At 44.9% G+C, this 15,932-nt stretch carries 14 protein-coding genes; 1 reads left to right on the forward strand and 13 read right to left on the reverse strand.

Annotated elements, in window-relative coordinates; all coding sequences use genetic code 11:
* Positions 1–63: 63 nt before the first annotated feature.
* From ACT53C_RS09400 to epsL, 9 genes are all read right to left on the reverse strand, one after another.
* The gene (locus ACT53C_RS09400; RefSeq protein ID WP_476145675.1) at positions 64–1,221 is read right to left on the reverse strand and encodes a glycosyltransferase; all 1,158 of its coding nucleotides are present in this window, start codon (positions 1,219–1,221) and stop codon (positions 64–66) included.
* Positions 1,218–2,666, reverse strand: a complete 1,449-nt coding sequence (locus ACT53C_RS09405) for a lipopolysaccharide biosynthesis protein (protein ID WP_476145677.1) — start codon at positions 2,664–2,666, stop codon at positions 1,218–1,220. Before ACT53C_RS09405 ends, ACT53C_RS09400 begins: the two co-directional genes overlap by 4 nt.
* Before the next feature lie 53 nt (positions 2,667–2,719).
* Positions 2,720–3,886 (reverse strand): nucleotide sugar dehydrogenase, encoded by a 1,167-nt coding sequence (locus tag ACT53C_RS09410; RefSeq protein WP_476145678.1) that lies wholly within the window; start codon positions 3,884–3,886, stop codon positions 2,720–2,722.
* 49 nt (positions 3,887–3,935) lie between these two features.
* Positions 3,936–4,649: an exosortase C-terminal domain/associated protein EpsI gene (locus tag ACT53C_RS09415; protein ID WP_476145680.1), complete on the reverse strand. Its 714-nt coding sequence runs from the start codon at positions 4,647–4,649 to the stop codon at positions 3,936–3,938.
* A gap of 8 nt (positions 4,650–4,657) precedes the next feature.
* Complete coding sequence (gene xrtB, locus ACT53C_RS09420) at positions 4,658–5,557, reverse strand: exosortase B (protein ID WP_476145682.1); 900 nt, start codon at positions 5,555–5,557, stop codon at positions 4,658–4,660.
* 1 nt (position 5,558) lies between these two features.
* Complete coding sequence (gene epsG, locus ACT53C_RS09425) at positions 5,559–6,422, reverse strand: chain length determinant protein tyrosine kinase EpsG (RefSeq protein WP_476145684.1); 864 nt, start codon at positions 6,420–6,422, stop codon at positions 5,559–5,561.
* A 48-nt stretch (positions 6,423–6,470) separates the two neighbouring features.
* The gene (epsF, locus tag ACT53C_RS09430; protein ID WP_476145686.1) at positions 6,471–7,826 is read right to left on the reverse strand and encodes a chain length determinant protein EpsF; all 1,356 of its coding nucleotides are present in this window, start codon (positions 7,824–7,826) and stop codon (positions 6,471–6,473) included.
* Positions 7,827–7,843: 17 nt separating this feature from the next.
* Positions 7,844–8,872 carry an SLBB domain-containing protein gene (locus tag ACT53C_RS09435; RefSeq protein ID WP_476145688.1) on the reverse strand — a complete coding sequence of 343 codons (1,029 nt, stop codon included), beginning with the start codon at positions 8,870–8,872 and terminating at the stop codon, positions 7,844–7,846.
* A 327-nt stretch (positions 8,873–9,199) separates the two neighbouring features.
* Positions 9,200–10,399, reverse strand: coding sequence for an XrtB/PEP-CTERM-associated polysaccharide biosynthesis outer membrane protein EpsL (epsL, locus tag ACT53C_RS09440; protein ID WP_476145690.1), 1,200 nt, complete (start codon positions 10,397–10,399; stop codon positions 9,200–9,202).
* Between the two features lie 234 nt (positions 10,400–10,633).
* On the opposite strand from epsL, the gene ACT53C_RS09445 reads away from it, so the two are divergent.
* Positions 10,634–12,043, forward strand: a complete 1,410-nt coding sequence (locus ACT53C_RS09445; protein ID WP_476145692.1) for an undecaprenyl-phosphate glucose phosphotransferase — start codon at positions 10,634–10,636, stop codon at positions 12,041–12,043.
* Between the two features lie 7 nt (positions 12,044–12,050).
* Here the strand turns inward: ACT53C_RS09445 and ACT53C_RS09450 are convergent, their stop codons facing one another.
* The 4 genes from ACT53C_RS09450 to ACT53C_RS09465 form a co-directional block, all read right to left on the reverse strand.
* Positions 12,051–13,496, reverse strand: coding sequence for a lipopolysaccharide biosynthesis protein (locus tag ACT53C_RS09450; protein ID WP_476145694.1), 1,446 nt, complete (start codon positions 13,494–13,496; stop codon positions 12,051–12,053).
* 130 nt (positions 13,497–13,626) lie between these two features.
* Positions 13,627–14,595 (reverse strand): tRNA (adenosine(37)-N6)-dimethylallyltransferase MiaA, encoded by a 969-nt coding sequence (gene miaA / locus ACT53C_RS09455; protein WP_476145696.1) that lies wholly within the window; start codon positions 14,593–14,595, stop codon positions 13,627–13,629.
* 38 nt (positions 14,596–14,633) lie between these two features.
* A complete protein-coding gene (locus tag ACT53C_RS09460) occupies positions 14,634–15,008 on the reverse strand; it encodes a 4a-hydroxytetrahydrobiopterin dehydratase (RefSeq protein ID WP_194746812.1) in 375 nt (124 codons plus the stop codon).
* 62 nt (positions 15,009–15,070) lie between these two features.
* Entirely contained in the window at positions 15,071–15,931 is an 861-nt protein-coding gene (locus tag ACT53C_RS09465; RefSeq protein ID WP_476145699.1) for a triphosphoribosyl-dephospho-CoA synthase, read from the reverse strand.
* Position 15,932 lies beyond the last annotated feature (1 nt).

Genomic DNA, 15,932 nt, shown 5'->3' on the forward strand with positions numbered 1-15,932 from the left:
TAAAAACCAACTACGAAAGCATATAAACTTGTGAAAATAAATTGTATGACTATCTTCCGTTAATTAATCTTCATAAACGGAATTAAGTTTAATAGCCTGCAGAACTGAATCATGATTACTTTTGATAAAGCTAGGTCCCATTTGACTAAGTTTGATTAAATCACTCTCATCATTTAAGAGCTCGGTTAAAAGAACGATCAATCTATTAACATCGCCCTCATCGAAAACAAAACCAGTAATACCATCGTTAACCCCCTCGCCAGCAGCGCCGGATGCTGATGTCACTACGGGTACTCCCATGGCTTGTGCCTCGAGTAACACGATTGGTAGGCCTTCGGAATCACCATTTTTTGCACGTATGCTAGGTAGGCAAAATATGCGGCTTGTTTCAAGCTCAGACTTAACAACAGACGAGGGTTGAACACCTTTAAAGTCAACGTTGATTTTTAGAGTGCTGGCAAGCTGCTGCATGTCTTGCAACATAGGTCCATCACCTATCATTACGAGTTGTGCGTCTGGTATCTGCTTCTGCACCTGTGCAAAAGCTTTTATAAGCACATCAGGCGCTTTTTTCTCGACCATGCGGCCTACAAAGAGCACCTTGAGCGGACGTTGAGCAATCGGGATCGGTGAAGGTGGAAAGTCATCAGGATTGATGCCTAAATAAATCACTTTGACCTTATCTGCCGGGATATCAAATTGCGCAGTGGCAATATTTTTGAGGGCGTTTGATACGGCAATAAAGGATACATCTGGGTCATTGGCCATTTGTGAAAGTCTGGCGGGATAATCCCGCATGCCCTCGCCCATTTGCCCAGAAGCCCAAACCTCTGGATAAACGGAGACATCGTAGCCATGCAACGTGACGACCAGTTTTATTTTGAGCGCCTTTGCAAGCTTGTAAGCTTCGAGCGCATCGACAGCAAAATGGGCGTGAATAAGACTGGGGTTTAATGCGCTTGCTTGCTCCAAAACATATGGCTCCACAAGATCACGGTTCAAAATACTATTCACTTTTCTTTTGAGCTTGGCGAACAGTGAAAGCTTTTGCGGCGGCTGGCAGATGTGATGTTTTAGCCCTGTAAGGTCTAGCGAATTAGCACTTTTCTCTAACCCAAACAGAATAGCATCCCACTCTTTGATTAATGAGACTTGTGACTTGATGAAAGTCTCTGAAGGTGGGAGAAGGCTGTGGCGATAAACCAGGACAGTTTTTTTCATGTCTTTTGAATCCTTGGCATTTTTATTTTCAAGCTACCTAGCAGTGTCTCCCAGGATGCAGGAAACATAACCTTGATGATACCCAGATAAGTAGCCCCGCCAAAAAGCACTTGCAACATTAATGTTACAATGAAACTATGCCGGTGAATTGAGTATATGTTGACTAACGTAGCAGCCAGCAACATGACGGAGGTAGCAACAATGGCTGGCTGGAGCCGGCCTATGAGCTCGTTAAAGCTGGAGTTTGCCAAACGGATCACCAGATAAAAATGGGGGATGACAATCAAGATATTGGCAATGAAATAGTATTTACACATCACCTTAATGTCGTAGAGCGATCCCAAGTAAAAGGCTGCGACCTGAAGTACAGCGGAATAAAATCCAAGTCTGAACAGTGTGTGCGTTTTACCTTTGGCCATGAACACAGTCCCTGTCGTGCTATTAATCGACTGTAAGGCCCCCGTCAGGCAAAGCCAGTAAAGTAGGTCTATAAGTCCAAGCCATTTTGTCCCGTAAATAGCGTTTACAAAAGCTTCGCGGCTTGCCCATAAGCCAAACATCATGGGGAAAGTGATTAAGCTCACATATGACAAAGCACTAAAGTAAGTGTTTTTAAATGCCTCTTGATCGTGCTGTAATTGACTTAAAACAGGGAATAATGCTCGGTTTGAAACATAAGTGATTGTTTGCAAGGGCATTAACATCAACTTCATGCTTGTGGAGTAAAGTCCCAGTGCTGTTGTACCCAACAATTTACCAACGATAAATACGTCGAGATTTCGCGAAAAGAAATTAATCAGGTTAAAGCCTGTGAGGTTTGCACTAAAACCAAACATGGCGGATACGCTTTGATAAGAGGCTTTGAGCGAGGGTCTCCAGTCGTTTAGTTTGAGCACCCAGGCGAGATATAAAGGCGCCACAATTAAACTGGGGATTACCAGACTGTAAACGCCAAAGCCTGTGAGCGCAAAAGTGAGCGTAATGGCAAAGGTGATGAAGTTTGTTACGGCCTCAATAATCGCTAACTCTTTGAAACGCCCTTCTCGCTCCATGATACAGCCAGGAACGATCCCCACCGAGGAAATTGGAAAGCCAATGGCAACCAATATCAATATCCACTTGAGATCTGGCTCGTGGTAGTAATCTGCAATAAACGGGGCAGTGATGGCGATGAGCGCCAGCAGGAAGAGCGACATGCCAAAAGAAATGACAAAGGCCGTATTTTTGTGCTCGTCTGTCAGAGTCTTGGTTTGTATCAGTGAGGCGCCTATGCCTAAATCTTTAAACAGGCTGATAAACGCCATCACCGAAGATGAAAGCGCAACAATGCCGTAATACTCGGGCTTTAATAGCCTGGCGAGTATGGTGACACTTAATAGCTGCACGCCAAGTCGCACAATTTGCGAAATGGCCAGCCATCTGGCATTACTGGAAACCTGATTCATGAAGTGATGCTTTGTATAATGGGCCTTAACAGACCCGTTTAGAGAAGTGCTGCTTAGTCGCTACCAAACAGGTCTCTGGTAAAGACTTTGTCTTGGACGTCGCCTAGTTCACTGGTCATGCGGTTACTGATAATCACATCCGAGATTTTCTTAAACTCGTTGAGGTCATTGATGACTTTTGAGTTGAAAAAAAGTGATTCCTTCAGCTCTGGCTCAAAGACGACGACTTCAATACCTTTGGCTTTGATGCGTTTCATGATGCCTTGAATACTGGAGGCGCGGAAGTTGTCCGATCCGGCCTTCATGATGAGACGGAACACGCCCACCGTTTTGGGTTGGAGCTTGATAATCGTATCTGCTACAAAGTCTTTGCGCGTAGTGTTGGATTGCACGATGGCATTAATGAGGTTTTGCGGGACAGACTCATAGTTGGCCAGCAGTTGTTTGGTGTCTTTGGGCAGGCAATAGCCGCCATAGCCAAACGAAGGATTGTTGTAGTGGTTGCCAATACGGGGGTCGAGACATACGCCGTCGATGATCTCTTTGGTGTTGAGTCCATATTTAATGGCATAGCTGTCCAGCTCATTAAAATAAGCCACCCGCATCGCGAGGTAAGTGTTAGAGAAAAGCTTAATGGCTTCTGCTTCTGTGCTGTCAGTGAGCAATACCTGAACATCTGGTTTGAGGCAGGCAGCTTTTAACAACTCTGCAAATGCCGCTGCATCCTCGGTTCTGTCACCCACAATAATTCTTGAGGGATACAGATTATCGTAAAGTGCTTTGCCTTCGCGCAAAAACTCTGGGGAGAAAATAATATTTTGGTTTTGATGCTTTTCTCTGGCTTGCTTTGTAAAACCCACGGGGATGGTGGATTTGATAATAATGATCGCCTCGGGCGCCATGGCGGTAACATCAGCCAAAACCTGGTCTACTGAGCTGGTATTAAAGTAGTTGGTTTCCGGGTCATAATCGGTGGGTGTGGCGACGATGACATATTTGGCACCTTTGTAGGCAGCTTGTTTGTCGAGTGTTGCCGTCAGATTAAGGGACTTGCTGGCAAAAAAAGATTCGATTTCCTTGTCTGAAATCGGTGATTGACGGTTATTGATTAATGCAACTTTTTCCGCAACCACGTCGAGCGCGACGACTTCGTGTGTTTGAGATAATAATGTGGCTAAAGACAAACCAACATATCCGGTACCAGCAATACAAATTTTCATAACATCACTCTCAACATCTAAATAAAATCTTATTGCGTTGAGCGGGTCTTTATGGGACTAGCAGCTTGGGGTGCTTTGACTCAACTTCTTTGACAAATGCTTGAAGAAACTTTTCATGCAGCGCATACGCCTGTGCGGTTTTGGATTCGTCCGTAACTATATTCGACACCCTAACCAGAATGCCATCATCCAATCTACCTTTTAACAGTCCATCTTTGATGATTTTCAGGCGCATCTGCAATCCTGAGGTCAGGGTACTGTCCCCGACACGAATCCAGTAGCTGACGGCCTCTTTATGATTCTGACCAACATAGAGTTGTTGTTTGCCCACCACTGGAGCAAGGCTGGACAGACCATCAAACCGTTTCTCCTGAGATGATAACATTTGATAACCTTGTGCAGGATAACAAATATCAGGCTGGTGAACTTTAACATCCTGACGCTGTTCTTTAGCATAGGCCAAAGCGACCATAATTTGGTTGCCCTGCTTGTCCGCGTAGGCTCGCATCAGCGTATCGTCATACAGTTGATTAATCAAACTGCGTTCATCACTCACCATACTCACTTGCGGCGTAGACTGTTCAACTTCGGTCCACTCGCCAATCACATGCGGGATATTGTGTTCAAAATCACTGGCAACCGCGGCGTAGTGTTTGTGTGGCTTGAGTGCAATGGCCAAGACTAAAAACGCAGCGCTCAGCAATAGAACTTTAAGCGCTGTGGAGAGCTTTAATGCTGGCAACTTGAGTAACAGATCTTTCATGATTAAGACTAGTCTGTGCTTAATAGGCGATTGATTTTAAATTTCTCGGCAATGCGCTGGATCAGGGCATCGACAGCAATAATCAGAATCAACGCTGTTAAAAAAAGCACCATGCCAGAGAAGTTATGCAAGAAGCCTTGTCCCGCCTCATCCCCCATGTGGTAGGTGATTAAGGCAAGGGTACAGACCCTGAGCACATTGGAGGTGAATGAGATAGGTACAATCAGCACAGCGAGCAAGACGTTACGCAAGAAAGCCTGATGATTAATCACATTGATGTAAAGCAAACCAATTGCTTCCAGGGTGAACAGCGAGTTAAGCCCAGCACAGGCATCTGCAACCAGCAGTTTATATTGACCGATTTGTAAAATGACGCCTGAACGGGCAATCGGATAGTCCAAGGCGTATAGTAAATAATCAGCTGCATAAGACACGGCAATTTTCATCGGCTGGGTGATGGTATCAATGACCGACGCTGGCCATGGCATCAGGAAAATAAAGAAAAACAGTGCAAACCAATATTTATAGGCAATTTGCAATCCAAATATCATGCAAATCAAACCACATAATATGAACACGAGTGAAAGAATTGAAAAGATATAAACACTTTGTGAGTACCCTACGATGTAGATGCAGCTCCCCACTAAAACAAATAGCCAGCCCAGCATCGGAGCCGGCGAAAAACGCAGGTTTGGTGACGACAGTATTTGACGGGTTTTAAAATAAAAAAACCATATCCCGATGCCAAGAACGATAGGCCCATGTGATTGGGTATCACTACTCCAGACGGTGACGAATAAGTCATAAAATACGGGTGCAAACAGAATCAGGACAGCAAAAAGCAGAGCGCCATAAGCCAGAAGCTTGTGCTTTTGTGCTACGTCATCAAATATCGGAGCGCTTGTCATGTTAGCCCGCATTTAATGCGACTTGCACTTCAATCCCCAGCGCACGACATGCTTCAACAGCCGCTTGTGTATCATTAAAAACGGTTTTGTGAAGTTGTGTTGAAATAAGCACCCCGCCCACTTTTTTAGCCACGATCTGCGCATCGGATGACTCAAGAATTGGGGAGGTATCAATGATCACTACATCAAATTGTTTGCTGACAGTGGCGAGCAGTTCATCCAGCGTTTCTTTATTGAGTAATTCTTGCGGGTTGGGTGGAATTGCACCGGAAGTCAACACACTCAGATTAAGTAAAGACGGGATTTTGACTAGAGTGTCCAGGGATGCGCGGCCAACCAAAATATCCGACAATCCGTGCGCGGTATTCAAGTTAAATAACTTCTGTTGTTGGGGGGCTCTCAGGTTCGCATCAATTAACAGGGTACGTTCACCTAACTGCGAAAAGACAATCGCCAGATTTGCAGCCAGATGACTTGCGCCATCTGGCTCTTTGGCAGATGAAATTGCAATCGATTTGAATCCTCGCTCCAGCCAACGCAATGTAAGCTGTGTACGGAGTGATCGTAAGGATTCTACCTGTTTGGAAAAAGGATCAAAGGCTGCAATCAAGGTTCGGCTAAAGCTGGCATTGTCAGGTGATAGATAGGGATAGTCGAATTGATAGGACAGCGCCTGATTGATATCCTCCATGGTTATAAAACCGAGCGCCATTGCAGCCTCACCAAAACGCATAGACTTTTCTTTTTGGAATTTGAGGATCCGCTCTGCATCTTTATCAGTAATTTTGCCCATATCGAGCAATAAATGACCAATACTTGAAGACATTGTTTTTGTTTGACTATTTTGGTCTGCTTGAATATTCATACACAATCACTTTTGCTATGTAAATTGATGAGTAAAATCTGGTGCGTTTTAAGCCGACTTAATCGTAAACTCGTAAACTGGAATATCACCCAGCGAGAGAATGTCATGCTTGCTACGAACGCGACGATCCAGATATTCAGCCACGAGTGCAAACAGGCAGCCCAGTATCGTACCAACAACCAAAGAAAACGGAATAATCAGTAACAAACTTGGATTGCTTGGTGCGGAAGGAGGTGTCGCCGTTTGCAATATCGCAATATCGGCCTGATTGGATTGACCTTCCAAAAGTGTTTGGCTAAAGCGATTATTGACGGCTTCCATGGCGTTTTGTGCAAGCTCAACTTCCTTTTCAAGAATCATCAACTCTGCGCGCGCACGATTCAACTCAAGCACTCTTTGCTTCTGCTTTTCAAGCTGTACTTTCGCATCAGCGAATCGTTGCGAGTTGATATTGGCATTATTGCTAAGACTAGTAACTGCTCGATCAATCTCGGTTTGTAACTGACTTCTGAGTTTAGCCACTTCAGCTTCGGCAGAGATGTAGGAAGGATGATTTTTACTGTACCGCTGTGACAATTCAGCCAGTTTTGACTCGGCATTGACAAGATTAATTCTCAAGCTTTGCACCGTTGGATTCTGCGCAACATCTGGTGAATCACTCATATTTTTGGCAGCATCATTTCTTCTTGAGTTAGCATCGCTATACTGGGATTGCATCATACTGTACTGTGATGACAGATCTCTCAACTTTCCTGTTTCGACGTCCAACGCTTCTTGTACGCTCGTCATCCCATGTTCTTGCTGGTACTTTGAAAGTCTTTCCTGAGCCTGCTGCAAGTTATCCCTCAAGACTTTTGTTTGCTCAGACAAATAAACAGATGCTTTGATCGCAGGATCCATCTTGAGCTTTAAACTCATGGCGATGTAAGACTCAGCAAATGCATTTGCCATCGTTGCGGCAAACGTAGGCTCAACGCCTTTGTATAAAAGACTGATAACACTACTTTCTTTGGATGGGCTGACCTCAAGTTTGCTGGAGAGACGATCCGCCAGCCAGCTATTAATATCGGCATCCCCTTTTCGACCTTTGGTGGCCTTGGCAAAATCTTGCTGGATCGTGGGAATGTCTGCCAGCTTGAGGCGTTTAACGACATCAATAGCAACACTTTTACTCTTGATGATCTCTACTTGAGTGCCCATATACCCTGGCAGCAATTGCGCTGGTAATGAAGTACCTGTGACAGGGTCTACCCCTTTGTAATTGAGCAGTACAGTAGCCGTAGCTAGATAATTCTTTGGCATCAGCATGCTAATGACGACAGCGGTGAGCAATGTAACAATCGCAACAAGGACTACCAAGTAGAGTCTAATTTTAAGAATAATTGCAAGTTGTGAGAAATTCATAATTAACGCCTAATAATCTAGAGCAAGCTCTCTTCGATGAACAAGACATCTTCATCTTTTAATGTGGTAGTAAGGTCAGAAGATTGTTTGACGAGTGCGCCTTCGGCATTTTTGCGATGTAACTTCACAGATCTTTGGGTGCCACGCGTTGTTAAGCCTCCCGCTTTGGCGATCGCTTGCATAATGGTCATGTTCTTATCAACTTTATACATACCTGGACGTTGCACTTCACCGTAGATATACACTTGTGGTGCTTTAGGAATATAAATTACATCGCCGGGCACGAGGTCTTTGTTAATCTCGCTCGCAGGCGCTCTGAAAAGTTCATCAATATTGATTTCTTCAGTCACTGCTGAACCGGAACGAGAAGTTGTGAAGAAAAATGTTTCAGCTGCATTTTCATTCGCGCCCCCTGCTAGAGCAATAAAATCGCTAATTTTGCGTGTACCGCCTTGTATACCATACTTTCCAGGACGAAGAATCTGCCCTGCAACCGTGATATCCCTCACACTGATATAAATGGTTTCACCTCCAACAAGGTTGATATCTTGAGCGTTGAGATTTTTACGCTCCATCACCTCATTCAAGTTGTATTCACTACGCTTGTCACCGCGGACAACAGTGATAATTTCTGACGCCTCCGAAGTAAGCCCGCCAGCTTCAGCCAGGATATCTTTCACATCTGTGGGACGTGTAACAGGGTATCTGCCCGGCTTGAGAACGCCACCCAGGACAGAAACGCTTTTACTCATGAACTCAAGAATCAGGACAGAGACTTGTGGGTTGGCGATAAAACCGCCACGCTTGAGTTGTTCTGCAATTTTCCTTTCGGCTTGAATGGTTGTCAGCCCACCAACGGCGACCTCCCCAATCAATGGTAGTGTAATCTGCCCATCTTCAGCCACCCGAGTTTCACGGGTAAGATCAGCATCCCCATAGACGGTGATCTTGACAGCATCGCCAGCCCCTAGTGTGTAATCAGCTTTTGCCGTCAAGCTAAAAATAGCGATCACTGCAATCAATAAGTATCTTAAATAATGCATCATACTCGTGTTCTCTTCTCTCGATTTATCTGAATAAAGCCCGGAAAAAACAGGCCACTACAAATCATTATGACCTTTACAGACAGTGCTCATCTTTAATTAATAACGATAAAAACTACAGTTACGCTGCCATGCCCCTAAATTTAAATTCAGTTTGCAGCTAGTTTTGTGACTCATCAACCATTTGAACTATTAGTTAAACAGAATATGCACTAAAAAATGGGCCGAACCATCTTTAGAGTATAGCCTTGCTTAAGGCATCCATACAATTTTAATAATAATGAGGCCTGTAAAAGCAATGGACTTCTCGCACCAAGTATCAGTTAACAATCAAAGACTCAAATCAACATTGATATAAGTCAGTGTATCGTCGTAACTGAAATTCGCTAATGTTGAATTACGGTGTGATTTGGACGTACTTAAGGAAAAGCCTACATTTTTTATCGGAACCCATCTTAAGGTGGCACCATAAGAAGTGTCTTTATCCAGTCGACCACTGGAACCAAATTGCCCTCTCCCGCCAAAATCACGCTCTCCGTATTGGGCATTAACCCCGGCTTGAACTTTAGAGGTAAGGTTATAGATTAAACGGCCACTTACCGAGTCTGTTAAGGAGTAGGCTGTGTTAATTGTCTCGTATGGGGCAAGCATTCTGGATACATTAATGGTGGACTTTAGTTTGCCAGTAAGCGTCAACTCGTAATCAACATATCCAGTGACCGCAGAATAATTTCTAATCGTAAAGTTGTTATATTCTCGTTCCAGATACCCTAGCTTTGCATTTAATTTGCTACGTCCTTCATCTGCCATAAAGAAGTTAGCCTCGTACTCCTGTTCCTCGTAGCCATTATCAAAAGCAATAACAGGGTTTAATGGACGTTTTTTATATTCGGCATTGCGTCTATGACTTTGGAGTGTTATTGAGGTACCAGAAGGAAACTGGTAACTGACACCAGAATCAAAACCCGATGAATCAAAGTCACTAATCGCGGTAAAAGCAGCACTGTTAGATAGGTTTGATTGCGTAAAACCTAACAAGCCACTCCAAACATTATGTGGAGAATAGCGTACCTGCAGCTGGTTATCGGTTTGCGTCCGTATATTCAGTACGCTACTACGAAAATCACCAAAGTTATTCTGACTTTGATAGCGCTGCGTAGACAGTGAACCTGTGAGGCTTGGCGTCAGAGACCATTGCCACGCGCCATTATAGTTTTTTGCCGTGAAGTCCAAAAAGTTACTGACATCATACTTGTAATCAGTCATTGAAACATCAAAAAGTACTCGTTGCAAAGAGTAGGTTTTATCTAGCTTTATACCCAGAGTCGTTGTTGTGATCTGATCTGAAATCTCGTTGCTTGCACGTCTAAACAGGTTACTGTCATAAGTCTTGTTTACAGTAGCTCTAAATTGCAAGGTATCCAGCTCATCAGCCTTGGCTGAGAGTGAAGAAAATAAAAGTACTACCGCAATGTATACGGGAAGTGAACTTTTGATTTTAATTCTGCGATATTGCTTGATGGATGGCATTAGAAATAAGCAACTGTAGATATAATTCTTACCGTATTCTAACCTGTAAACATACTATTTTTAGTATTAGATTTTAACTTTTTGATCACAGTTTTTAAAAAGCTGTCATCAAAACATAAAATTAATGCGTAATTCTAGCGACGGTGTGCATCACATCAGTGGGGCGTTGTAAGGTTGATTGTGATTCATCTTTAATTTGGTTAAACTCTTCCGAGAACATCAAAATCTACAATCATGAAAAACGCCATTAAACCCCCTATTCGAACAATTGCAGGCTTATCGTCAGGCCCACGCAGCCCTCTCTATTTTGTTGAGTCCATTGTTGAGCCCTTAGTCATGGTTTTTTTCATGTGGGGAATTTTCATCTACTTTGAAGATAGAATTCCAATTTCGATCTTTTTCACCTCGATCCTGTTGTTTTCTGTCACGTTTCCCAGCGGGGCAAAAATTAGACTTGGTTTTTGGAAAATGTCACGTGATGTGATATTCCAATGGCTACTGTTGGCTGGGATGGTGCTCATTTTTGCCAAAATCACTGACTACATCAGCCTATTTACCCCAGAAATCATATATACCTGGCTGATAGGGACGCCTGTTGCTCAAATTCTGGGGCTGACTGCATTAAAAGAACTCTCTCCCTTCTTTATTCGCCTACAAGGCCCAAGTAAAAATGCAGTGATTATTGGACTCAATGAGCAGGGCCTTGTCGTCGCTAACAATTTATTGGCGGATGATTACAGTCGCGTGAATGTGCTCGGCTTTTTTGAGGACAGATCTCCCGATCGTGCACCTCAAAATCACGGTTACAATTTATTGGGCGCCTTGACTGACATCCCTGCCTATTGTAAATCTCACCAGATTCATACCATTTACATTGCGCTTCCGATGTCTAGCCATCCGCGCATTTTGAAACTGCTAGATGATCTGAAAGATACCACCGCATCTATTTATTTTGTGCCAGATATTTTTGTGACGGATTTGATTCAGGGGCGAGTTTCAGACGTTAATGGTATTCCAGTTGTTTCTGTTTGTGAGACGCCTTTTACAGGCGTAGACGGCATGATTAAACGCACGGCAGATATTTTGTTCTCGCTGTTTGTGCTGATATTAATCTCACCGATTTTGCTGATCGTTGCTGCAGGTGTAAAGCTGACCTCTCCTGGGCCAGTCATTTTCAAGCAACGGCGCTATGGACTGGATGGCCAGGAAATTTTGGTGTACAAATTTCGCTCCATGACCGTCACAGAAGATGGTAGCAAGGTAACGCAAGCGACTAAAAATGACCAGCGCATCACGCCTTTAGGTGCTTTTTTACGCAAAACCTCGCTGGATGAGCTTCCACAATTTATTAATGTGCTACAGGGTCGCATGAGTGTCGTAGGACCACGCCCTCATGCGGTAGCGCATAATGAAGAGTACCGAAAATTGATTAAAGGCTATATGGTACGACATAAGGTAAAGCCTGGCATCACAGGCTGGGCGCAGGTGAACGGTTTTCGTGGCGAGACCGACACATTAGAAAAGATGGAGCAGCGCGTACATTATGATTTGGAATACTTGCGCAATTGGAGCCCTCGCCTAGATATGCTGATTGTAGCAAAAACGATATGGTTAACCGCTGTTGGTCAAGAGGGGGCTTATTAATTCAAATCTAAAATGCCTTCAGGTTTCTGCCTTTATAGAGCTTTCTCAACAAAGCGCCCATTTCATGTCTGAAGCACACTGCATAGATCAGTACTTGCATAATGAAGCCAATCATGACCAGATAAGCCAATAAAAAGAAATCGACCTTATGGTAATGACTCCATATAGTTAAGAGTTTTTGCACAAACAGCACGACACCGCTCGTGATAATCACCTGTGGCATGAAAGAATATAGCGTTTTAATCACTGTCAAGTGGCATTTAAACGCAGATGTAAAAATAAATACGCTGCCAACCACCAGACTGGCATAAAAATAATACTCTGCGACACCGACGACCCCATACTTACTGCCAGCCACAAAAGCAATCACATGTACTAAAGACGAGAAGACTGCCAACTGCATGAGTAGTTTTGTCTTGCCCTGAGCCATCAGAACAGTTCCTGAAGCATAAGAAATAGACTGAATAAAACCGACAATCGCCAACCAGGCTAGTACATCGGCCACTGCGCTCCATTTGCTACCAAAAATAACCATGACAAAAGGCTCTCTTAGTGCGAACATCAGACCCATAAGAGGCGCCGTGATCAATGAAATTGTTTTTAATGACTGCAAATAAAGTGCGCCCATTTCCTCAAGCGCCGCCTGTTGGCGGCTCATAATTGGTAGTAGCGCACGGATAGAGGCATAAGTAATATTCTGAACCGGGAACATCATGATTCTATAAGCCATAGAATAGATCCCCAATGGGGTCGCCCCAAGTAATCGGCCAATAATAAGCGTATCCGCATTACTGGAAAAATACGAAACAAACTGATATGCCGACATATGGCCTGTAAATGGAAGCAACGCTTTTAACTCAGTCCAATTGGGTTTGCCATGCGGTCTCCAGGGGGAAATAAACCACAATTGTCCGGAAGTGATTAGTACCATCAGCACAGCCTGTATGACGAGGCTGTATACGCCAGCCCCCATGAGCGCAAAGATAATGGCAAAGACCATCGCAATCACAGAGGCATTAATGTCGATAATCGCTAGCTTTTTAAATTGCGACTCCCTCTCAAGCAATGCTTGATGCGAGATTGTAGAGCCTGACAAAGGGAAAATCAGCGCCAGTATCACTAGAATAGACTCAAGTTTTGGCTGGTTGAAGTAATGTGAAATGAGGGGGGATGCCAAAATAATGGCCAAAGTAATGCAAGTGGCAAATAAGACGTTAAACCAGAATACTGTATTGATAATATTGTGGTTAATGTCTTCCTTTTGAATTAAAACGGCTGATGTCCCCTGATCTCTCAACAAAAAGGCAAAAGTCGTCACCATACTTGCCATGGCCATCAAGCCATAATCATAGGGAGGTAATATTTTCGCTAATACAAAAAGATTAGCGAGCTGAGAACCTATTCTGGAGAATTGCGAAATGGCGACCCATTTCGCATTAGCGAGTGCTCTCATAGTGGCCTTGAAGATACATTTTTATCGATTGTATATTTTCAATTTGACAATTTACTTACATTCGATTGTTAATTATAGTAAATTAAAAATTTATGTAAATTTTATTAAATTGAACATCAAGACGAATCATTTAAATTGAAGTAATGCGCTGGCAGTAAAAATCCACTTTTTCTAAGACCTCATTCAAGAAACTATCTTTTACACAATCAATGGCAAAAGTATCTGTCATTTGTCTTAACCAAGTGAGTTGTCTTTTTGCTAACTGTCGTGTTGCATAAACACCTTTGTCAGCCAAAGTTGGTAAATCCATTTGATCATTTAGAAAGTGCAGCACTTGCCGGTAGCCGACACAGCGCATACTGGGTGTTTCTTCGGTGAGTTGTGGGTACACTTCCAGCAGGTGTTGAACCTCCGCAATAAAGCCTTGTTTCAGCATGGCTTGAAAACGATCGGCAATGCGCTGATGCAAGACACTGCGATCGCTAGGCATGAGGGCGATTTTGAGGATATCAAACGGTAGCGTGACTTTTTCGGACTGTGCGCGCAGGACACTCATGGGCTGACCGCTGATGCGATACACCTCTAATGCACGCTCGATGCGTTGTGAGTCAGTGGTATGGATTTTGGCAGCGACGCTGGGGTCTATGCTGGCTAATTGGGCATGCATGGCAGGCCAGCCAACCGCGCTGGCTTCAGCTTCGATTTGCGCGCGGATGACAGGGTCCGCCGGCGGCAAGTCGCTCAAGCCATGTTGCAAGGCGTTGAAATAAAGCATGGTGCCGCCCACGAGCACCGGGATGCGTCCGTTGGCGGTGGCAGTGTGCATGAGCGCTAACGCATCCTTGGCAAACTGGGCGGCGGAATACTGCTCCAGTGGTGTGATTAAATCGATTAAATGGTGTGGCGCCTGGCGCAAGGTCTCGGCATCGGGTTTGGCGGTGCCAATGTCCATGCCGCGATAGACGAGCGCAGAATCGACGCTGATGATTTCCACCGGAAAGCGCTGGGCTAGCGCAATGGTGGCGGCTGTTTTGCCACTAGCCGTCGGCCCCATAAAAAAGATCGCTGGCGGTAGATGGCTTTTATCTGGGGCAGACATACAACAATATCAACAATTAAGATTAAACGTAAAAACAGTTATTGGTCGTATTTGACGTAACTAAAGCGGAGGTCATCTTGTGGTGTGCCCTCTAAGGCTGAGCCTGCTTGCTGAGCAGGTTGCCATTGAATCACCTCTTCAATTTTTCTGGCGAGTTCGATGTCTTTCATCGTGATGCCTTTTGCGCTGTGCGTGCATAACTTGACGATGACAAAGGCATAAGAAACCGTCAGGTCAGGATGGTGCCAAGCCGCTTCTGCTAGATGACCGATGGTGTTAACCACCATCAGCGTCCCTTTCCAGCTATTGGTTTTATATTTGCGGCGTATCCAGCCCTCTTCATAGTACCAATGCGGCAAAGAGCTGCTCAAAAGTTGTTGAATTTCCTGCTCGGTGAATACTTGCTCGGACATACGCGGCTCCAGACTGACTAAAACATGTCAATCCTGCAGTATACCGCAGGTCAGGCATTGACTTACAGGGTGCGGGCGCCCGTTGTTTGCATGGTTGCCAACATGGCTGTGATGACCGTTAAATCTGCACTGGTGCCCGGATTTAAGCGCTCTGCTTTCAGTGATTGATCCCAGGCCAGCAATGCAGGCAGGTAGGTTTTAGGATTATCTAACGCCAGCAGTGCATGATAATGCTGCCCGGCGGTAGCTTGCACCTCCAGCGCTGTCTGCAAGCCATATTTGCGTACAATATGACTATCCGGCACGCTGGAAAGCCAGTACAAATAAGCCGCCGTCAGTGCCCAGGCGGGACGTTCCCAGCGTTGGCATTGTTCAAGATAAAGGGGCAGCGCTTCCTCAAACAGACGGGCATAGCCCTCATTATATTGACGGCCGATTTCATCCTGCGCGCTGGCCAGTTGCATGGCTTGCAACAAGGTGATCTGTGGCGCTTCTGAAACATCATGCTCACTGCGCTGCCCCATGCCGGCCGGATTCACCAGGCGAATCCCGGCATAGACCGCTGCCGCATCCTCCACCGTGGTCTGCTGCAAGACTTGCTGCAAGCCGGTCTTTAACGGCAAAGCCGCATAATCCACCGTAGCCTGTACCAGCGGCGCGGCCAACAAGACAATCCCCAGATTAGTATTGCAACCGACTTGGGTGTAAGTGGCCTGCAAGGCCTGCAAAACACGTTGCCCAAGGCTGCGCTTGCCAAATTGCGCATCATCACACAGGGCGGGTGCCGAGACACGTGCGCTCTCAACGAAATGCTGGACCTGCATGCCATGACCATCAGCAAAAATATGCACATTGCCGGGCTTGAGCGCTTCGAGCTCGGCCAGGCAAGCCTGCAAATAAGCGGTTTGAATCTGTGCATTCATC

The organism is Methylophilus sp. DMC14 (assembly GCF_056314085.1).